Consider the following 18,653-nt stretch of genomic DNA (forward strand, 5'->3'; position numbering starts at 1 on the left):
TCTTGCCGTCAGGACATACCTCGCCCATAAAGGCGATGATTCCGAGACGAATTCAGGGTCGGTATGAGCGACGAACACACAGGCGGCGGAGCGCGCAGTTTCCGCCTGCATAATACCACGGTTCCCGCCCGGCCGCTGGAGCCGGCGCTTTATCTTGTCGCGACGCCGATCGGCAATCTCGGCGATATCACGCTGCGGGCATTGGAAACGCTGGCGGGCGCCGATGTGCTTGCCTGCGAGGATACGCGGGTGACCCGTGTGCTGCTCGATCGCTACGGCATCCAGAACCGGCCATTCGCCTATCATGAGCACAATGCCGATGAGGCAGGGCCACGGCTGCTGCAGGCGCTGGAAGCCGGGCGCTCTGTGGCGCTGGTCTCCGATGCCGGCACGCCGTTGGTCTCCGATCCCGGCTACCGGCTGGCGCTGCAGGCGATCGAGGCGGGTTACCGTGTCGTGCCGATCCCAGGGGCGTCTGCGCCGCTTGCCGCGCTGGTCGGCTCCGGCCTGCCCAACGATGCCTTCTTCTTTGCCGGTTTCCTGCCCGCCAAGGACAAGGGCCGCCGCGACCGGCTGGCCGAGCTTGCCCTCGTCCCCGCGACCCTGATCTTCTTTGAATCGCCCCATCGCATCGCCGCAACGCTCGCCGCCGCCGCCGATGTGCTGGGCGGCGAGCGCAAAGCGGCCGTCTGCCGCGAACTCACCAAGACCTTCGAAGAATTCCGTCGCGGCACGCTCACCGAGCTTGCCGCCTTTTACGACAAGGTCGATAACGTCAAGGGTGAGATCGTTTGGCTCGTCGGCCGGCCGGAAGAGACGGTTGCTGCCGAAGCTGATGTCGAGGCCATTCTCAGCGATCTCGCACGGAGCATGCCGACAGCCAAGGCGGCGGCAGAGGCTGCCCGGATCACAGGCTTGCCGCGCAAGGATCTCTATCAGCGCCTGCTCGATATGAAGGAGCGCCATGGTTGAGACCGGCGAGCGGCTGAAGCGGCGGGAAGCATGGCGACGCGGCCATGTCTCGGAATATGCCGCAGCGCTTTTCCTCTTCTTCAAGGGCTACCGCATTCTCGCCATCCGCCATCGTACCAAGCTCGGCGAAATCGACATCATCGCCCGCAAGGGCGATCTCGCCGTCTTCGTCGAGGTCAAAGCCAGGCGCGGCGAGCAGGAGGCGATCGATGCCGTTTCCTTTTCCGCGCAAAAACGCATTCGTGCCGCCAGCGACCTCTGGCTGGCACGCCAGCCGGACTATGCGCGCCTGTCGCAGCGCTACGACATCGTCGCCATCCTGCCGCGCCACTGGCCACGGCATTTTCCGGATGCTTTTTGAGACTGGCCATCATGGCGGCGTCACAAAGCGCGACTATTGCCAGACCGCCGCGCTCGCACTGCTTCCAGGTATAGCGCCCCACCCATTTCGACAGGTCTCATGATGATCCGCAGCACCGTTTCCGCCTTCGCCGTTCCCTCGCAGGAGGAACGCAAAGGCTTTATTTCGTTGGAAAAGACCCCCGATGTTCACGCCGCAAAACTGGCATCCCTTGCCTGCATGAACACCGTGCGCATCGGTGGCGCGACCGGTGAGGTTCGGCCGCTTGGCTTCCCCTTCACCGTGGCCGCGTGGAACATGGAGCGCTGCCTTTTTCCCCTCGAATCCGCCGCCAAGTTGCAGGCGACCAAGGCGCCGCTGATCCTGCTCTCCGAGATGGACGAGGGCATGGCGCGCACCGAACAGAATGACCCGACCGCCATCGTCGCAGGCGAACTCGGCATGAACTATGCTTATGGCGTCGAATTCCTGGAACTCAGCCTCGGCTCGGAAATCGAGCGCTCCCTCTGCAAGGACGATTTCAACGAAAAGGGCTTTCACGGCAATTCCCTGATGGCGTCCGTTGCCTTGCGGGATGCTTTCCTCTTCCGTTTGCCGGGCGAGGCCAAGTGGTTCAACGACAGCAACGAACAGCCGCGCATCGGCGATCGCTGCGCTGTCGGCGCTATCGTCGAAACCGAGGCTGGTCCCTTCGTCGCCGTTTCGGTCCATCTCGAAAGTGTCGCGACGGTTGCCTATCGCGAGCGGCAGATGGCGGCGTTGATCGATGCCGTCGAAGGTTTTGCGCCTGGCCTTCCGATCCTGATTGGCGGCGATCTCAATACCGGCAATCACACGGGCGGCGATTTCTCGACCGATACCCTATTCGCCATGGCCGAAGGCCGCGGCTTCGAGTGCCATGGCGGCCCGCTGGATCAAACGAGCACGCGCCCAAGCCTGATCACGCGCTTTCCCGATCGCATCATGAAGCTCGACTGGTTCTTGAGTCGCGGTTTGAAGATCAGCGAAAGCCACCTCGTTTCCTCCCTCAATGAAGAGGGCAAGCCGCTTTCCGATCACGATATGGTCGTTTGTACAATCGAAGGTTTTTCTGCCTGATCTCTGCAATCATTAAAATGCGCCGGATTTCATGAACCGCGCCGTTACCTCTTCCATGCGATGGAGATTGAGACGCGCATGGAATTGGGGGATTGCATGGTCTTGAAATTGATGTTGGCGAGCATGGCGGCCTTTGCCGCGCGTGCCGCTCCGGTCATTGCCGCGCCGCCGCAGTCGAAGAGTTTCGTGGCGGGCGCCAGCGGCGAGATGGAAATGAAGCCTTCGCCGATCGAGCCGTCTTGGATTCTGGCGGGCGATCCGGTCGCCCGCATTGCGGAGCATTCGCGCGGGCAGGACGATGCCGCGATGACCGCGCTGTGGGATTGCACCGCAGGCGAGTTTCGCTGGTATTTCGGCTGGGACGAAACGGTGATGATCCTCGAAGGCGAGGTGCATATCACAACGGAAGATGGCGTCGAACGCACGCTCAGCGCCGGCGATGTCGCCTATTTCGCCGGCGGCACTTGGGCCACCTGGCGTATCGATCGCTATCTGCGCAAGGTCGCCTTCTGCCGCAAGCCGTTCCCGAAGCCTTTGACCATGGCGTATCGCCTGCGCAACTTCGTCCGTCAGGGCGGCGCACAGGGGCTTGCCGCCTGAGTGCTGCCGGCCTTGATGGAAGTCCTTGAATAGCCGTTGCGTTTGGATGCGGGCCGACCTACATCTGTCCGCAAATTCGAGCGAGGGCTGACTATGGCTGGTATCAAGAATGTTGCGGTCCAGATGGACCACGTCAAGAGCATCAACATCGCAGGCGACTCGACCTTCGCCATGAGCCTTGAGGCCCAGACCCGCGGCTATAAGCTCTTCCATTACACGCCCGAGCGTCTCAGCATGCGCGACGGCAAGATCTATGCGTCCGTCGAGCCGATGATCCTGCGCGACGTCAAGGGCGATCATTTCGAGCTTGGCGAGTCGGAGCGCGTCGATCTCTCGACGATGGACGTCGTACTGCTGCGCCAGGACCCGCCATTCGACATGGCCTATATCACCTCGACGCACCTGCTCGAGCGCATCCATCCGAAGACGCTCGTCGTCAACGATCCGGCGTGGGTCCGCAATTCGCCGGAAAAGATCTTTGTCACCGAATTTGCCGACCTGATGCCGAAGACGCTGATCACCCGCGATCCCGCCGAAATCCGTCTCTTCCGCGAGGAGATGGGCGATATCATCCTGAAGCCGCTTTATGGCAATGGCGGCGCCGGCGTTTTCCATTCGACCCGTGACGACCGCAACCTGTCTTCGCTGCTCGAAATGTTCGGCCAGCTCTTCCGCGAGCCCTTCATCGCGCAGCAATATCTGCCTGACGTGCGCAAGGGCGACAAGCGCATCATCCTCGTCGACGGCGAGGCGGTTGGCGCGATCAACCGCGTGCCGGCCGAGCATGACGCCCGCTCCAACATGCATGTCGGCGGCCGTGCCGAGGCGACCGATCTGACGGCACGCGAAAAGGAAATCTGCGAGCGCATCGGCCCTGCGCTGAAGGCGCGCGGCTTCCTGCTCGTCGGTATCGACGTCATCGGCGACTACATGACCGAGATCAACGTCACCTCGCCGACCGGCCTGCGCGAAGTCAAACGCTTCGGCGGTGCCGATATCGCAAGCCTGTTGTGGGATGCAATCGAAGCGAAGCGCGCTTGAGGGGCGCCTGTCCTCCAGGGATCACGACGCCGCCTCTTCGCTCGCCGCAAGGCGCGCTATATCGCGATGCCCATCCGGTGGCAGGTTAGGATCACTGCCGACGGTCCGGTGGAGCTATCGTCCGCGATGACGGTCGGGACGAAGCCGAAAAACGGTTTCACGTCGACCATCATGCCGACGTAAGGCCGCTTGTCCATGACACCGTGCAGGCCACCAAAGGAGCTGATGGTGCCGCAGACGCTGACGTAGCCCTTGCTATCCTTGGAAGCCAACATCGGCCCGAAGATCAGCGCGCCCTCATAGGGAAGCTGCTCGTGCAAACCCTTTTCCACAGCGGCAATTTCCTTGGCGCTCAATTGATAGGGAACGCCTTTTTCCAGATTACCCCCGCCATCGATAGACTGACAGCCGGCCAGAACAGCACCCAGCAGAAGGGAAAGCGATACTACACGTCTCATATTTGCTCCCGATTGTAGAAATCGTCCCTTCGTTCTTTTATTGTTCTTGTTTCATTCCATAACTTCTGCCACTATGCAACCCATAGTCTGTTATGAAAAATTGATAACGGTAAACGAGTTAAAAGAGGGCGGGGATGGTAGCGCGCGTCAGCACGGTTGCGTTTCAGGGCATTGAGGGCGTTCCCGTCGAAGTGCAGGTGATGATCGCACCGGGTAAGGTGTTGATGCATATCGTCGGCCTGCCGGACAAGGCCGTGGCCGAAAGCCGCGAACGTGTGCAGGCAGCCCTTCATGCCTCCGGCCTGTCGCTGCCGCCGAAGAAGGTCACGGTCAATCTCGCGCCCGCGGACCTGCCCAAGGAGGGCAGCCATTTCGATCTTGCGATCGCGCTTGGGCTGATGGCGGCGCTGGGCGCCATTCCGGCGGATGCGCTCTCCGCCTATACCGTTGTCGGCGAGCTCAATCTCGACGGCACGATCGCGCCCGTTGCGGGCGCGCTGCCGGCCGCGATCGCCGCCAACGCAATCGGCAAGGGGAGGGGCTGATATGCCCGGCCGAAAGCGGCCCGGAGGCCGCATGGGCCGGCCCAGACATCGATATCCTCGCGCCGCGTAGCCTGATTGCGCTCGCCAATCATTTCCGCGGCACCCAGGTCCTGTCGCGCCCCGAACCGGCGATCAGAGCGAATGCCGCCAACTTCCCCGACCTTGCCGATATCAAGGGCCAGGAGAGCGCCAAACGGGCGCTGGAGGTGGCGGCGGCCGGCGGCCATAATTTGCTTTTTGTTGGTCCGCCCGGTTCCGGCAAGTCGATGCTGGCGTCGCGCCTGCCGTCCATTCTGCCGCCATTGTCTACGGCGGAGCTGCTGGAAGTGTCGATGATCCATTCCGTTGCCGGTCAACTCTCGGGCGGAAAGCTCTCCGACCGCCGGCCCTATCGCACGCCGCATCATTCCGCCACCATGGCGGCGCTGGTCGGCGGCGGTATGCGTGCCCGCCCCGGCGAGGTTTCGCTGGCGCACCATGGCGTCTTGTTTCTCGACGAGCTTCCCGAGTTTTCGCCGCAGGCGCTGGACGCGCTACGCCAGCCGCTGGAATCTGGCGAATGCGTCATCGCCAGGGCCAATCATCGCGTTTCCTATCCCGCCAGCATCCAATTGGTTGCGGCGATGAATCCCTGCCGTTGCGGCATGGCCGGCGAGCCGGGTCACACCTGCGCCCGTGGCCCGCGTTGCGTCGCGGATTATCAGGGCCGCATATCCGGACCACTGCTGGATCGTATCGATATTCGTCTCGACGTGCCCGCCGTTTCCGCGGCCGATCTCATTCGGCCGACGACGGCCGAAAAGAGCGCCGATGTCGCGCTTCGTGTTGCTCGCGCCCGCGAACGGCAGCGCGAACGTTTCGAGGCTGCCGGCATGAAGGGAATATCCACGAATGCCCGCTGCTCGACATCGATGATCGAGACGATCGCCGAGCCCGACGCCGCCGGCTTGCAATTGCTGCGCGACGCGGCGGAGAAGATGAAGTTTTCCGCCCGCGGCTATCATCGCGTGCTGAAAGTGGCCCGCACGCTCGCCGATCTCGACGACAAGCAAACTGTTGGGCGCATCCATCTCGCAGAAGCCATTTCCTACCGCATTGCCGGCGAACGGCTGACCGCGGCGGCGTAAATCAAGCGGCTGAAATGACAAAGGGCGCTGTGGTACCCTTCCTACAATCTCCGGCAACGTGCAGACCGCTCATTGATTTGAGGCGACGGCTTCACATTCTTTCAAATTTTTTGCTGCAACTACGAAAATTTCTCGAAGACGTTTTGCAACAGGGTCTCGATATGGGCCGCAGACTTGTTTACAGAAACTTTCAAGCTGTTCGGATGGCCGCATCCGTTGCGTAAATCAAGGCAGCCTTTCAATTGTGCCTTAACATTCTTGCCGATAATCGAAAGGGCCTCAATCCGATCGAGAAAATCGCTCTCGCCCATTCTTCCGATATCATCTTGGGTTAGCGCCATCTTCCATTTGCTATTGACGCGTGTCGCTTCGGTGTTGAAACCTGCAAGGTGATTGAGGAGAACATGTTTCTGAAGTACATCCATGGCACCGAGCCACGACATGACTATGGCCGAGCGATAGAGTTCTGCCTCGTGGCACTTAATCGCTTCCTCAACAAAGTTTCGCGTCTGAGCGTCCGCGACCTTGGATAGATGGTGCCGAAGATCGGTTGCAACTTGCATGGCGGCGGGGCTGATCGAAGCCACGCCCAGAGCACGGAGATGCATCTTACCTTCGGACGTGAGCTCCCAACCACTAGTTCTAATGGCCTTGCCTTTGGAACCAGTAAGTATTGCCGACACGTTCCATTTTTTGGGTTCTCGAAAACCCGCGCTTTCCGCTACTTCGATCAATTTTGAAACGCTGATGGGAGTGTCCTGAGTTGCAAGGACCAAAAGGAGCTTGTCTAGCCGGTCAAGGTTTTTATGGAGCCAGTCTTTAAGTTCAGTCGATTTCAGCAACCTTGACCTCAACCTTTTTCTTTTCAGAGGCGCTAAGAGAATACGACCCTGCTCCTACTTGATTGATGCGCTTAGCTTTCGTGAGATTGCTTAGGCTCTTACTCAAATTACTAGCAATGTTCGTGTTGAAGTAAGTTGTCGCGCTTTTCATCTCCGCAAGTATTTCGCTCCGACTGGATGAAGATTTTCCTTGAACGAGTTCGAGTTGTGCCATCGCGCATATGACAAGTTCAGGGCCGGTCTTAGCATCGAGATGGGCGGCGATGGTGTTAGTTGAGAAATGAAACCCAGCTAGTTCGCTTGGCGGGCTATTCGCGATTGCTATACCCGCCGCTTGAGCGGGCTCGTTCGGTATACGTCCCGCCAAATCACCCATGGTCGTCAGCAGAGCCTCGATGCCGCCTGTCAGAAACGCAGGATCGCCTTCATATTCGAGTTCCATCGAGCCGACTTTAATACGAATTTTCGCGCTAATCATTTGTCCCCCACATTCAGAAGCCAAGCTATAGTCTAAGTAATTTCATCGCAAGTTTCCATCTAAGATCGAAATTGACGGCGATTTAATCACTGGTAGGTTTTATAAAGACTTCCAACATCTCACGGAGGAAAGTGCTTCCAGAGCATTTCCAGCAGCCCAGTACGAAATTATCGCATCCTTAAGATGGCCCGCACGCTCGCCGATCTCGACGACAAGCAAACTGTTGGGCGCATCCATCTCGCAGAAGCCATTTCCTACCGCATTGCCGGCGAACGGCTGACCGCGGCGGCGTAAATCAAGCGGCTGAAATGACAAAGGGCGCCGCAGCGCCCTTTCGATAGCTGACGATCGAAGCAGGCCGTATCAGCCGCCCAGACCCTCGAACAGCGCCGTCGAGAGATAGCGCTCGGCAAAGGAGGGGATGATGACGACGATATTTTTGCCTTCGTTTTCCGGACGTTGGCCGATCTTGATCGCAGCCGCCAGTGCCGCACCGGAGGAGATGCCGACCGGCACGCCTTCGAGCCTGGCGATGTGACGTGCCTGCTGGAACGCCTCGTCATTGGTGACGGTGACGATCTCGTCATAGATGTGCGTGTCGAGAATCTTCGGGGCGAAGCCGGCGCCGATGCCTTGGATCTTATGCGGACCGGGATTGCCACCGGAGAGGATCGGCGAGTCGGCTGGCTCGACGGCAACGACCTTGATGTTCGGATTGCGGGCTTTCAGCACCTGGCCGACACCGGTGATCGTGCCGCCGGTACCGATGCCGGATACGAAGATGTCGACCTGGCCGTCCGTATCGTTCCAGATTTCCTCTGCTGTCGTCTTGCGATGGATTTCCGGGTTGGCCGGGTTTTCGAACTGCTGGGGGATGATGGCGTCAGGCAACGTCGCGGCAAGTTCCTCCGCCTTGGCGATCGCGCCCTTCATGCCCTTCGGACCTTCGGTCAGCACCAGCTCGGCGCCGAGCAGGAGCAGCATCTTGCGGCGCTCGATCGACATCGTTTCCGGCATGGTGAGGATCAGCCGGTAACCCTTGGCAGCGGCGGCGAAAGCGAGTGCGATGCCGGTATTGCCGGAGGTCGGCTCGACCAGCACGCTCCGGCCGGGGGTGATCTTGCCCTGCGCTTCCAGGCTCTCGATCATGGCGACGCCGATACGGTCCTTGACGGAGGCGATCGGGTTGAAGAACTCGAGCTTCGCCAAAAGGTTGGCCTTGACGCCCTTCTCCTTGGCCAGCTTGTCGAGACGTACGATCGGCGTGTCACCGATGGTGTCGGTGATCGAGGCATAGACGCGGCCGCGGCCTGGTTTGCGGGTGTCGGACATGGGTAGCTCCCCCTTTATTGGAATCGTAGAGGCACAATAAGATCAAACGCTGCCGGAAACCAGAATGAGATCACTTTGCCGATCCCCCACCGCGAGAAAAGAATTCCGCATAGGGTTTTATCGGGAAAGGTTTTTTCAGGCGGCCCGGGTGGCGATGAAGGCTGCCGTGCCGGCGAGAATGCTGGCGGCGACCCGGTTCAAAATCTGCAGTGCTTTCGGCCGCTTAAGGAAAGTGCGGGCGCGGGAAGCGAGCAGCATATAGGGGATCAGCACCACCAGAAGCACGACGAAGGTCGCCGCGAGCAGAATGGCATATTCGCGAAGCCCAATGCTGCCGATATCGATCAGGGTTGGCACGAGTGCCACGTAAAACAGCATGGTCTTTGGATTGCCGAGCGTCACCAGCAGTCCGGACAGGAAGGACATGCCGACGCTGGTCGATTTTTTTGCCGTGACATCGGTGGAGAGCAGCCCGGCCGTCCAGAGCTTCCAGGCAATGTAGCCGAGATAAAGCGCACCGGCGACCTTGATGACGATGAAGATCTCCGTGAAGGTCTGCGCCACGAAAGCGAGGCCGAGAATGACCGCCGTCAGGTAGATTGTGTCGCCGAGCACGAGGCCGAGGCCCATGAAGAAGGTCTCGCGAAAGCCGGAACCAAGCGCGCGGGCAACGATCGCCGTAATGCCTGGACCGGGAATTGCTGCCGCAATGAAAAGCGCACCGCTATAGGCGAGCAGAGTTGCGAGCGTCATGGTCCGTTCCTCCCAGGATAGCTCATTGCTCTATCGCACCGCTCCTGCCTTTTCAAGCGATTGCGCAAACGGCGCGAACATACTACCAAGAGTTAACGGCCCGTCGAAACCGTGTTGCATAAGGCTCTCATGTCGTCCGCATTGCTCCTGATCGACCTTCAGAATGCCATATTGACCGGCCTCGGCACGCCAGAGCGCCAGCCGGTGATCGACGCCGCTCTGGAAGGTGTCGTGGCCCGGCTTGCGGAACTGAAACACAAAGCCCGCGCCGCCGGCATTCCTTCCTTCATCGTGCAGCATGACGGCCAGGGAACGCATCGTCTGGCCAAGCGTGGCGAAGGCTGGCAGTTGCGCCGCGAAATCGCGCCGGAAGCCGGCGATGTCGTGGTGCATAAGACGAGCTGCGATTCCTTCTTCGAGACCGATCTGGAGGCGCGCCTCCGCGCAAAGGGGATCACCCATCTCGTCATCGGCGGCTGCATGACGCAATTCTGTGTCGATACCACCGCACGACGTGCCGTTTCGCTCGGCTTCGACGTGACGTTGCTCTCGGATGGTCATACGACCGCCGATATGGGCAAGCTGACATTCGAGGCGATCATCGCTCATCACAATATGCTGCTGGACGGCTTCGATGCCGGCCCGCATGAGATCAAGCTTATCCCGACCGCCCAAATTGCCTTTTAAATTTATTTCCCCCGCCGGAGACCTCCATGCCGCATCTGACCAGTATCATCACCTTTGCCCTGATCGCCGTCGGAATGGTGGTAACGCCCGGGCCAAACATGATTTATCTGGTGTCGCGATCGATCTCGCAGGGGCCGGCGGCCGGGCTGATCTCGCTCGGCGGCGTGGCACTCGGCTTCGTCTTCTACATGCTTTCGGCCGCGCTCGGCATCACGGCCTTCCTGTTCGCCGTGCCCTTTGCCTATGACGCGCTGCGTCTCGTCGGCGCGGCCTATCTCGCCTGGCTTGCCTGGAATGCGTTGAAGCCGGGCGGCCGTTCCGCCTTTCAGGTCCGCGATCTCCCGAAGGATGGGCCGCGCAAACTCTTCGCTATGGGCCTGGTGACCAGCCTGCTGAACCCGAAGGTCGCGGTCCTCTATCTTTCACTGCTGCCGCAGTTCATCGATCCCGCGAACGGTAGCGTCTTCAGCCAGTCCGTCATTTTCGGCTTCACCCACATTGCCGTCAGCGTGACGCTCAACTCCATCTTCGCGCTGACGGCCGGTTCCGTCGCGCTGTTCTTCTCAAGCCGCCCGTCCTTCATGCTGGTGCAGCGCTGGCTGATGGGCACGGTGCTTGCGGGGCTTGCCATGCGCATGGCCTTCGAGGCGCAGCGCTAGATCAGAACACGGGCTGCCTGAAGTGATCATTCAGCGGCTTCCTTTGAAAGAGGACCGCTTTTAAGACGCGGCAAGGCGATCGTCCAGCCGAGGTTCATGCCTGCCGCCGCGGCCAAAATGATCACGGCACCGATGATCTGTGCCAAGCCGAGCACATGGCCGAAGGCGAAGCGATCGACGACAATGGCGGCGATTGGATAGATGAAAGACAGCGCCCCGGTCAGATGCGTCGGCAGCTTCTGGATGGCGCCGTAGAGCAGCACATACATCACGCCGGTATGTACAACGCCCATGGTGACGAGGATCGACCATCCGCCCGCGTCGCGCGGCAGGGCGGAAAAGTCGGCGAAAGGCAGGAGCATCAGGATGCCCGTCGAAACCTGGATCAGTGCAATCAGATGCGGCGGCGTGCCCTTCAGCCATTTGGCGGCCAGCGCTGCCAGCGCATAGAAGAAGGCGGCGCCGAGCGAGAACAGGATGCCGATGGCATAGCTGCCGGCGCCCGTTGCTTCCGCCGGCTTGCCTTCGACGATGACGGCCATGCCGGCAAAGGCGAGACCCAGCCAGAAAAGCTTGGTGAGCGTGATCTTTTCGCCGAGAAACAGTGCGCCGAGGCCGAGCAGCATGAAAGGTTGCGTATTATAGACCGTCGTCGCGATCGAGATCGAGGCATGCGAATAGGCGGCGAAGAGCAGCAGCCAGTTGAGGACGATAGCGACACCGCCCCCGACGGCGATCACGAAGGTCCGCAGGCTGAGAATGCCGGGGCGCAACAGACCCATGGCTCCGCAGATGACAAGAAGAGTCAGCGCCCCAAACAGGCAACGCCAGAAGACGACGCCGGTGACAGGCTGCTCCGACATCAGCACGAACCAGCCGATGGTCCCCGAAATCAGCATTGCTGCCGTCATTTCCGCTGTGCCGCGTCTTATCTCGTTCATTGTCAGGACTCCCGTTTTCCAGAGCCTGATAATATTGCGGCGAGCGAGCGCATGATGTAGTCTGAATGAAGATTAATGGGTAAACAGCCTAATTATATGAGGCATTGTTATGGGTATACCTAATGCAGCTCTGGAGCTCGATACAATAGACCAGCGCATGCTGGACGCCCTGGCGCGCAATGCCCGGATTTCGCTGAAGGAATTGGCCGAAGTGGCCGGCCTGTCGTCGCCGAGTGCTGCCGAGCGGCTGCGCCGGCTGGAGGAGCGGGGTGTCATCGCGGCCTTCACCGTGGATATAGCGCTGGAAGCGGTTGGTTATCCCCTGCAGGCGATCGTGCGCATCCGGCCGCTGCCCGGCCAATTGCATGTGGTCGAGCGCATTATCCAGGAGACGCCGGAATTCATCGAATGCGACAAGGTTACCGGCGACGACTGTTTCATCGGCCGGTTGGTGGTGCGCTCGATGGGTGAGCTTGACGGCATTCTCGACAAGATCACCGAGCGCGCGGAAACCAATACATCGATGATCAAGGCGACCCCGGTCAAACGGCGATTGCCGCCGCTTTCGCGTTAAATTCCGCCGTCACACGCCGGTCGAGCCGAAGCCGCCGGCCCCGCGCGTGGTTTCGCTGACTTCGGCGATCTCAGCAACACGCGCCTGCGTGACCGGCGCAATCACCATCTGCGCAATGCGCATGCCGCGCGTGATGTCGAACGGCTCTTCGCCAAGATTGATGAGCAGTACCTTCACTTCGCCGCGATAATCGCTGTCAACGGTACCCGGCGTGTTGAGGCAGGTGATACCGTGCTTGAAGGCGAGGCCGGAGCGGGGGCGGATCTGGGCTTCGAAACCCTCGGGGATCTCCATGATGAAGCCCGTCGGCACCAGTGCCCGTTTGCCCGGTGCGATCGTCAGGGTCGCACCTTCCTCGACGGCCGCGCGCAGGTCCATGCCGGCGGCCCCCTTGGTCTCGTAGGCGGGCAGATCGAGGCTCTGGCCGTGGGCCAGGCGGATGAGGTTCAGCGTCGGGCGCGTATCGGTGTGAATGGTCATACGGCATTAGTTTGTGCTCGAACCGCTGAGGTCAATTGCAATTGCGCCTTTGAATCGCTAGATACAGCCGCAATTCACAGGATTTCACAAGCATGGCCGAAAGTCTCGCCGAGGCGGTTTCCCGCCGCCGCACATTCGCTATTATCGCCCACCCGGACGCGGGCAAGACGACGCTCACCGAAAAGCTGCTGCTGTTCGGCGGCGCCATTCAGCTTGCCGGCGAGGTCAAGGCCAAGAAGGATCGCATGCAGACGCGGTCCGACTGGATGAAGATCGAGCGCGAGCGCGGCATCTCGGTCGTGACCTCGGTCATGACCTTTGAATATGACGGCAACGTCTTCAACATTCTCGATACGCCCGGTCACGAGGACTTCGCCGACGATACCTATCGCACGCTGACGGCAGTCGATGCCGCCGTCATGGTCATCGACGCCGCCAAGGGTATCGAGCCGCGGACGCTGAAGCTGTTCGAAGTCTGCCGCATGCGCGACATCCCGATCATCACCTTCATCAACAAGATGGACCGCGAAAGCCGCGATCCCTTTGAAATTCTCGATGAAGTGGAAGAAAAGCTGGCGCTGGACACCGCTCCGGTCACCTGGCCGATCGGCCGATCGAAGACCTTCTGCGGTTCTTATCACCTAGCGGACAATACCGCCCGTGGCTCCGATACCGAGGTAGAGGCGACCCTGGTCAACGGCCCGCAGGCCATCGCCAACCGGTTGCCGGAAAATGAGCGGCAAGCCTTCATCGACGAGACCGAGCTCGCTATCGAAGCCTGCCGTCCCTTCGACCGTGAATCCTTCCTGGAAGGCCATATGACGCCGGTTTTCTTCGGCTCGGCTCTTCGCAATTTCGGTGTTCGTGATCTCATCAACGCATTGGGTGACTTTGCGCCGCCGCCGCGCGATCAGGTTGCCGATATCCGGACCGTGCAAGCGACCGACGACAAGATGACGGCCTTCGTCTTCAAGATCCAGGCCAACATGGACCCGAACCACCGCGACCGCATCGCCTTCGCGCGCATTTGCTCCGGCAAGCTGGAACGCGGCATGAAGGCCCGGCTGTCGCGCACCGGCAAGCAGCTTGGCCTGACCGCACCGCAATTCTTCTTTGCCTCGCAGCGCCAGCTCGCCGATACCGCCTATGCTGGCGATGTCGTCGGCATTCCCAATCACGGCACGCTGCGCATCGGCGACACGCTGACGGAAGGCGAATCCCTGGTCTTCCAGGGTGTGCCGAACTTCTCGCCGGAAATCCTGCGCCGCGTCCGCCTTGAAGACGCGATGAAGGCGAAAAAGCTGAAGGAAGCGCTGCAACAGATGGCCGAAGAGGGCGTGGTGCAGCTCTTCTCACCCGAGGATGGCTCTCCCGCCATCGTCGGCGTGGTCGGCGCACTGCAGCTCGACGTTCTGAAGGAGCGGCTGATGGCCGAATATGGCCTGCCGGTCTCCTTCGAAATGTCGCGCTTCTCCGTCTGCCGCTGGATATCTGCCGATCAGGCTGTCGACCTCGACAAATTCGTCACTGCCCGCCGTGGCGACATCGCCCGCGACCTCGACGGCGATCCGGTCTTCCTCGCCCAGGACGGCTTTTCGCTGCGCTACGAATCCGAACGTTATCCGGCTATCAAGATGGTCGCCATCAAGGAATATCACGCCGTCAAGGCGGCGTGATTTCAGTTCTCATCTGAACGTCGCAGCGCCTTATGCCTGCACGTTCCGTGTTATCTTTGACCAATCGGCATTCCGATCGGCCGGGTAGCGGTCGAGCGCTACCGACGGCATTTTGTCCGGATCGTTGTAGAGCGCCATGATGGCCGCTTCCGTGACAGCGGTCGCTGCCGGGATATCGGCATCGCCATTGCCCGCGTCCCAGGCCGCCTGCCAGATCTTCGCCAGATAGCGGGTGCCGCGCGCCATGCAGGTGATGGTGCGGTCGCCGAAGTCGTCCCACATCGCCGCCGCCTTTTCCTTGGCGGGTTGGCCGATAAGCTCAACCCATTTATCGACGATATCCCTTGGCGCGATATCCCTTTGCGTGTCGGCGATCAGAGCAATGACCGCCTTGCTGGCATCATAGCCATTGGCGATTGCCGGCATCGGCTCGGCTGCGAGAGCTGTAATGCGCTGTGCGAGTTCCTGGCCGAGTTTTTTGTTCTGATAGCCATAGGCGATCATGTCGTCTTCGTAGCCCACATGGACGCCGTCGGCTTCCAGTTTCATCTTGGGTGACCGTGGGCGGGGAACAACCTTGGCCGGATCGCCCTGCGAAAGATAGGAGGTGTGCAGCGGTTGGCAGGCATCGCCCATATAGTGGATGAGGACGCCGCCGGCGCAAAGGAACATCGCCGCGTCGCCATCCCTGGCTGCCTTCACCATGATGTCGAATAGCTGATGAACTCTGAAGGGCAGGGCTCCCCAGTGCTTGTTGCGCAGATCGGCATTGGGATCGAGCAATTGCGCCCAGGCGTCATATTGAGGCTTGATCGAAGCAAAATAGTCGATCCAGGCTTCCGGATTGAGGTAGGTGTCCGGTGCGGATTGATTGAGGGCGAGAAACGTCTCGCCATTCTGATAGGGAAGGTCCAGATCGGCAAAATGGTTCGGATTGTCATTCTGTCCGCGACTGCCGGGTCCGATCTTGCGCTGCTTCTTGCCGTCAGGCCCCTCCACCATGATGAAATTGACATTGCTTTTCCAGACATTGTCCGGAACGTCGGCCAGCGGCACGAAATGAACCTCGGTATCATCCTTTTCGAGAACGCGGGGATCGTTGCCGAGCGCGTCGTCCGGAGTGAGCGCCAGCAGATCGAGATTATTGTCGAGCAACCTTTGCAGGGTCTGTGACGTCACGAGATCTCCGGACAAGGGCAGGGAGCGGCCGATGATGTAGTGCCCGACCCATCCCCAGATGAAATCCTGATCCAGATTGATGTCGCGCACCAAATCGAGGTCCAAGTGATCGAGCGCCGTGCTGAGGGATGTGGCGAGGGCATAGGGCTGGGATAGGCTTTCGCCGCCTTCGAAGAATTCCTCTTTCCCCCACAACAGCGCGAAGGGGTAATAGGTGATCTTCCTGGCATCCTTCGGATGGTCGCGGTCGCTCTCCTCGGCATGTTCGATGAAGAAGACCGTGCCGGAATCGCCATGATGAACGCCGAGACTGATATTCTCCGCCCGATCGTGCGCTTCAGCTTCTTCCTCGATCTTCAGGCGATCCCTGTCGATGCCATAGGTTTCCGGCCCGATCAGGAAATCGCTGATATAGTCCGATCCACCCATCGCCTTATAGCGATAGAACAGGCCGTGGATTTCGCCCCTGATTTTGCCGGTCACAGCCGACTGGCCGACCACTTTCATGGTGATCAGCTTGAGGCTGAAGCTGTTGTCATAGAGATCCAGCACCGAACCGATGGGCGCGATGCCGGGAAACTCGGTTTTCCATTGTAGGATGTTGTCAAGTTCCACCAATCCGACATCCATCAGCAGCCGCTGGTTCGTGGACGGGAAATTCGGATAGATCGTTCGGAAGTCCTGTCTGCCAAGGCCCTTTTTTGCGGCGACGCCGATCTTGGGGCGGCGATGTGTCTGCAAGGCGCTGATCTCCGTTCCCGGTCCGCCGACGACATGCCGATTGGTCATCACGAAATAGCGTTCGCTATCGCGCACGATGCAGCCCGCGGTCGCGAGACGCGTCATGCCCTGGCCATCCTCGTTGATGATGGCCGAGCCCGGCGCCAGCAGATTGCGCGGCGTCCGGGTGTCGAGCTTGACCTTCAGGTCTTTGGATAGCGGCTGTTTGCGCGCTTCGATGACACATACCGGCACGGTCCGCCCGTCCGGGAGATAGAGCGTCTTAGGAACGACATCGGAGGGATCTTGTTTCGCCAGATCCTTCTCATATTCCCAACTGGAGACGAACACATAGACGCAAGGCCAGGAATAGGGGCGTACTTCCGAGTTGAAAAGCGTTCGCCGTTCGCTCTCCGGTGAACGCTTGCGCAGCGCCTGCTCGTCTTTCGAAGGCCAGGGGTCGCTCTTGCGAATTCTGTAGAGACCGAGCGCCGTCGCCACCACATTCTTCTTGTTCATCAAATGGTAGTGGAAGAGATCGCGCGCCTCCACCAAGTCCTTGAGCGAAAGAGAAGCGAAATTGCTGCTGCTTTTGAAGAGAGTATCCATGAGTCCGCCCACCAGGTTTCAGAGTGATTTGGATGTGGATTTCGAAAGCATGCGCCGAGCGCGAAACTGATTGCATCAAACGGCATTTCATCGCGATCACGATCGGCGCGATGGCATTTTGCAATAGAGACACATGATCCTACAATTTTTATGACAGGTTATCCATCGGTAATACAACTGTCGTCGCAGGGGCTGAAAAGCCGGCTAACGATGATCATGCCGCCGCCCTCTATGAAACCCGCTTGACCACACGTCGCTCGACGCGCGCGACGTAAAGTGCAGCCAGCAATGCGAGCGATGCCGATACGAGCATCAAGGCAAACAGTGTATGGATTGCCGCCGATCGTTCAAGAAATAGACCGGCGATGGAGCCTATCAGCGCTCCGCCGGCAATTCTCATGGCAGCGGCCAGTCCCGCAGCGGTGCCGACAAGATCGGGTCGCACGGACAGTGCGCCGCTATTTGCGGCGGGCATGGTCAACCCATTGCCCAAGCCGATGAACATGCAGGGTCCAAAGAATGCCAGACTATGGGTGATGCCCAGCGTCGAAAGGATCAGGCCGACCGACAGACCGACGCAGGTCAGGAGACGCGCAAGAACGAGAATGGTGGCGAGCGGGATCTTCGAGGCGTAACGGCCGGCCAAATAGCTGCCCAGAATGAAGCCGGCGGGAACCAGCCCCATGTAGAAGCCGAGCTTCGCGCTCGATCCGCCAAGTGTGTCGCCGACAACCAATGGCGCACCGCCCAGGAACGCATAAAGCACCCCCATCGAGCAGGCCATGCAGAGGGTGTAAGCCCAAAACCGTACCGAGCCGAGCAGCAGCCTATAGGAGGCAAGATAGGCCCCGCTTGTCCTCGATGAGGGCACTGCCGTTTGCCTCAGTTCGCGCATGGACAAAGCGAAGGCGCCGACGCCCAGGATCGCCAGGACAACGAAGCATGCCCGCCATCCGAACAGCTCGTCCAGCGCTCCGCCAAACAGAGGGCCGATCATGGGTGCTAGTGCCCATCCCATGGCCAGATATCCGAATTTGCTGGCGGCTTCGCGTTCGCCCGACGTTTCCTTGATGACGACTAGGGCGACGGAATAGCAGGGTGCGATACAGGCCTGCATCGCGCGAAACAGCAGGAAAACGCCGATATTCGGAGCCAAAACGCAGCCAATGGATGCGACGATGAAGATGGAGAGAGCGATCAATACGACCTGCCTTCGTCCAAACCGATCCGATATCGCGCCGCCGATGACTTCTAAGAGCGCGGTGATAATCGAATAGCCGGCGACTGAAAGGTTCACGAGTGCGAAATCGGCCTGGAACGTCGCGGCTATATGCGGCAGTGAGGGCAAGATCATGTTCACCGGCAGCACCGCAAGAGCCGAAAGCAAGATCAGGGTTGTCAGGCGGGGAGGGGCAGCGATCGCGGTCATCTGCGTGCTGGAAGTCTGTAGGGGACTATCGCTCGTCATGGTCTCGTCCGTCTTATGGTGGGAAATAGCGAAAGTCTGACGAGGCGCGGCCC

Annotated in this window: 18 protein-coding genes and 2 pseudogenes; 11 read left to right on the forward strand and 9 right to left on the reverse strand. The window is 59.9% G+C overall.

Translation table 11 applies throughout. The features are described from left to right. Positions 1-63 precede the first annotated feature (63 nt). From rsmI to gshB, 5 genes are all read left to right on the forward strand, one after another. Positions 64-972, forward strand: coding sequence for a 16S rRNA (cytidine(1402)-2'-O)-methyltransferase (gene rsmI / locus C9E91_RS02230; protein WP_107106744.1), 909 nt, complete (start codon positions 64-66; stop codon positions 970-972). Next, the gene (locus tag C9E91_RS02235; protein WP_107106745.1) at positions 965-1,333 is read left to right on the forward strand and encodes a YraN family protein; all 369 of its coding nucleotides are present in this window, start codon (positions 965-967) and stop codon (positions 1,331-1,333) included. Before rsmI ends, C9E91_RS02235 begins: the two co-directional genes overlap by 8 nt. 102 nt (positions 1,334-1,435) lie before the next feature. Next, a complete protein-coding gene (locus C9E91_RS02240) occupies positions 1,436-2,431 on the forward strand; it encodes an endonuclease/exonuclease/phosphatase family protein (RefSeq protein WP_107107031.1) in 996 nt (331 codons plus the stop codon). Positions 2,432-2,527: 96 nt separating this feature from the next. Then, the gene (locus C9E91_RS02245; protein ID WP_181315991.1) at positions 2,528-3,031 is read left to right on the forward strand and encodes a cupin domain-containing protein; all 504 of its coding nucleotides are present in this window, start codon (positions 2,528-2,530) and stop codon (positions 3,029-3,031) included. Positions 3,032-3,124: 93 nt separating this feature from the next. Further along, positions 3,125-4,072 (forward strand): glutathione synthase, encoded by a 948-nt coding sequence (gene gshB / locus C9E91_RS02250; RefSeq protein ID WP_107106746.1) that lies wholly within the window; start codon positions 3,125-3,127, stop codon positions 4,070-4,072. A gap of 56 nt (positions 4,073-4,128) precedes the next feature. Here the strand turns inward: gshB and C9E91_RS02255 are convergent, their stop codons facing one another. Continuing rightward, the gene (locus tag C9E91_RS02255; RefSeq protein WP_146143970.1) at positions 4,129-4,530 is read right to left on the reverse strand and encodes a hypothetical protein; all 402 of its coding nucleotides are present in this window, start codon (positions 4,528-4,530) and stop codon (positions 4,129-4,131) included. Between the two features lie 134 nt (positions 4,531-4,664). Here C9E91_RS02255 and C9E91_RS02260 point away from each other — a divergent pair. After that, positions 4,665-6,202: pseudogene (locus C9E91_RS02260) on the forward strand (YifB family Mg chelatase-like AAA ATPase). A gap of 119 nt (positions 6,203-6,321) precedes the next feature. On the opposite strand, the gene C9E91_RS02265 reads toward C9E91_RS02260, so the two are convergent. Further along, on the reverse strand, positions 6,322-7,044 hold the full coding sequence (locus C9E91_RS02265) for a hypothetical protein (RefSeq protein WP_210203678.1): 723 nt from the start codon (positions 7,042-7,044) through the stop codon (positions 6,322-6,324). After that, complete coding sequence (locus C9E91_RS02270; protein ID WP_107106748.1) at positions 7,028-7,522, reverse strand: hypothetical protein; 495 nt, start codon at positions 7,520-7,522, stop codon at positions 7,028-7,030. Before C9E91_RS02270 ends, C9E91_RS02265 begins: the two co-directional genes overlap by 17 nt. A gap of 168 nt (positions 7,523-7,690) precedes the next feature. On the opposite strand from C9E91_RS02270, the pseudogene C9E91_RS02275 reads away from it, so the two are divergent. Next, positions 7,691-7,816 (forward strand): annotated as a pseudogene (locus tag C9E91_RS02275) (magnesium chelatase subunit ChlI family protein); the annotation flags it as partial. Positions 7,817-7,885: 69 nt separating this feature from the next. Here C9E91_RS02275 and cysK read toward each other — a convergent pair. Beyond that, a complete protein-coding gene (gene cysK, locus C9E91_RS02280) occupies positions 7,886-8,854 on the reverse strand; it encodes a cysteine synthase A (protein WP_107106749.1) in 969 nt (322 codons plus the stop codon). Between the two features lie 135 nt (positions 8,855-8,989). After that, positions 8,990-9,607 (reverse strand): LysE family translocator, encoded by a 618-nt coding sequence (locus C9E91_RS02285; RefSeq protein WP_107106750.1) that lies wholly within the window; start codon positions 9,605-9,607, stop codon positions 8,990-8,992. Positions 9,608-9,736: 129 nt separating this feature from the next. Between C9E91_RS02285 and C9E91_RS02290 the strand changes: the two genes are divergently transcribed. Both C9E91_RS02290 and C9E91_RS02295 read left to right on the forward strand, forming a co-directional pair. Next, complete coding sequence (locus C9E91_RS02290) at positions 9,737-10,294, forward strand: cysteine hydrolase family protein (RefSeq protein WP_107106751.1); 558 nt, start codon at positions 9,737-9,739, stop codon at positions 10,292-10,294. Positions 10,295-10,320: 26 nt separating this feature from the next. After that, positions 10,321-10,953: a LysE family translocator gene (locus C9E91_RS02295; RefSeq protein ID WP_107106752.1), complete on the forward strand. Its 633-nt coding sequence runs from the start codon at positions 10,321-10,323 to the stop codon at positions 10,951-10,953. A 26-nt stretch (positions 10,954-10,979) separates the two neighbouring features. On the opposite strand, the gene C9E91_RS02300 is transcribed toward C9E91_RS02295, so the two are convergent. Further along, positions 10,980-11,894: a DMT family transporter gene (locus tag C9E91_RS02300; RefSeq protein ID WP_107106753.1), complete on the reverse strand. Its 915-nt coding sequence runs from the start codon at positions 11,892-11,894 to the stop codon at positions 10,980-10,982. A 109-nt stretch (positions 11,895-12,003) separates the two neighbouring features. On the opposite strand from C9E91_RS02300, the gene C9E91_RS02305 reads away from it, so the two are divergent. Then, positions 12,004-12,468: an Lrp/AsnC family transcriptional regulator gene (locus tag C9E91_RS02305; RefSeq protein ID WP_107106754.1), complete on the forward strand. Its 465-nt coding sequence runs from the start codon at positions 12,004-12,006 to the stop codon at positions 12,466-12,468. Positions 12,469-12,477: 9 nt separating this feature from the next. Here the strand turns inward: C9E91_RS02305 and dut are convergent, their stop codons facing one another. Further along, positions 12,478-12,948, reverse strand: coding sequence for a dUTP diphosphatase (gene dut, locus C9E91_RS02310; protein WP_107106755.1), 471 nt, complete (start codon positions 12,946-12,948; stop codon positions 12,478-12,480). A 92-nt stretch (positions 12,949-13,040) separates the two neighbouring features. On the opposite strand from dut, the gene C9E91_RS02315 reads away from it, so the two are divergent. Next, on the forward strand, positions 13,041-14,624 hold the full coding sequence (locus C9E91_RS02315; RefSeq protein WP_107106756.1) for a peptide chain release factor 3: 1,584 nt from the start codon (positions 13,041-13,043) through the stop codon (positions 14,622-14,624). 30 nt (positions 14,625-14,654) lie between these two features. Here C9E91_RS02315 and C9E91_RS02320 read toward each other — a convergent pair whose 3' ends face one another. Together C9E91_RS02320 and C9E91_RS02325 are read right to left on the reverse strand one after the other, a co-directional pair. Further along, complete coding sequence (locus C9E91_RS02320; protein ID WP_107106757.1) at positions 14,655-17,132, reverse strand: phospholipase C/P1 nuclease family protein; 2,478 nt, start codon at positions 17,130-17,132, stop codon at positions 14,655-14,657. A gap of 229 nt (positions 17,133-17,361) precedes the next feature. After that, the gene (locus tag C9E91_RS02325) at positions 17,362-18,600 is read right to left on the reverse strand and encodes an MFS transporter (RefSeq protein ID WP_107107034.1); all 1,239 of its coding nucleotides are present in this window, start codon (positions 18,598-18,600) and stop codon (positions 17,362-17,364) included. Positions 18,601-18,653: the final 53 nt, after the last annotated feature.

This window comes from Rhizobium sp. SEMIA4064 (assembly GCF_003025035.1).
In the GTDB taxonomy this organism is placed as follows: Bacteria; Pseudomonadota; Alphaproteobacteria; order Rhizobiales; family Rhizobiaceae; genus Rhizobium; species Rhizobium paranaense.

Bases quoted from the DNA above. Each gene is read 5' to 3' on its own strand.
- rsmI (WP_107106744.1), top strand. From the start codon at position 64: ATGAGCGACGAACACACAGGCGGCGGAGCGCGCAGTTTCCGCCTGCAT.
- C9E91_RS02255 (WP_146143970.1), bottom strand. From the start codon at position 4,530: ATGAGACGTGTAGTATCGCTTTCCCTTCTGCTGGGTGCTGTTCTGGCC.
- C9E91_RS02300 (WP_107106753.1), bottom strand. From the start codon at position 11,894: ATGAACGAGATAAGACGCGGCACAGCGGAAATGACGGCAGCAATGCTG.
- C9E91_RS02285 (WP_107106750.1), bottom strand. From the start codon at position 9,607: ATGACGCTCGCAACTCTGCTCGCCTATAGCGGTGCGCTTTTCATTGCG.
- C9E91_RS02290 (WP_107106751.1), top strand. From the start codon at position 9,737: ATGTCGTCCGCATTGCTCCTGATCGACCTTCAGAATGCCATATTGACC.
- C9E91_RS02235 (WP_107106745.1), top strand. From the start codon at position 965: ATGGTTGAGACCGGCGAGCGGCTGAAGCGGCGGGAAGCATGGCGACGC.
- C9E91_RS02295 (WP_107106752.1), top strand. From the start codon at position 10,321: ATGCCGCATCTGACCAGTATCATCACCTTTGCCCTGATCGCCGTCGGA.
- C9E91_RS02320 (WP_107106757.1), bottom strand. From the start codon at position 17,132: ATGGATACTCTCTTCAAAAGCAGCAGCAATTTCGCTTCTCTTTCGCTC.
- C9E91_RS02270 (WP_107106748.1), bottom strand. From the start codon at position 7,522: ATGATTAGCGCGAAAATTCGTATTAAAGTCGGCTCGATGGAACTCGAA.
- C9E91_RS02325 (WP_107107034.1), bottom strand. From the start codon at position 18,600: ATGACGAGCGATAGTCCCCTACAGACTTCCAGCACGCAGATGACCGCG.
- cysK (WP_107106749.1), bottom strand. From the start codon at position 8,854: ATGTCCGACACCCGCAAACCAGGCCGCGGCCGCGTCTATGCCTCGATC.
- C9E91_RS02245 (WP_181315991.1), top strand. From the start codon at position 2,528: ATGGTCTTGAAATTGATGTTGGCGAGCATGGCGGCCTTTGCCGCGCGT.
- C9E91_RS02305 (WP_107106754.1), top strand. From the start codon at position 12,004: ATGGGTATACCTAATGCAGCTCTGGAGCTCGATACAATAGACCAGCGC.
- dut (WP_107106755.1), bottom strand. From the start codon at position 12,948: ATGACCATTCACACCGATACGCGCCCGACGCTGAACCTCATCCGCCTG.
- C9E91_RS02240 (WP_107107031.1), top strand. From the start codon at position 1,436: ATGATCCGCAGCACCGTTTCCGCCTTCGCCGTTCCCTCGCAGGAGGAA.
- gshB (WP_107106746.1), top strand. From the start codon at position 3,125: ATGGCTGGTATCAAGAATGTTGCGGTCCAGATGGACCACGTCAAGAGC.
- C9E91_RS02315 (WP_107106756.1), top strand. From the start codon at position 13,041: ATGGCCGAAAGTCTCGCCGAGGCGGTTTCCCGCCGCCGCACATTCGCT.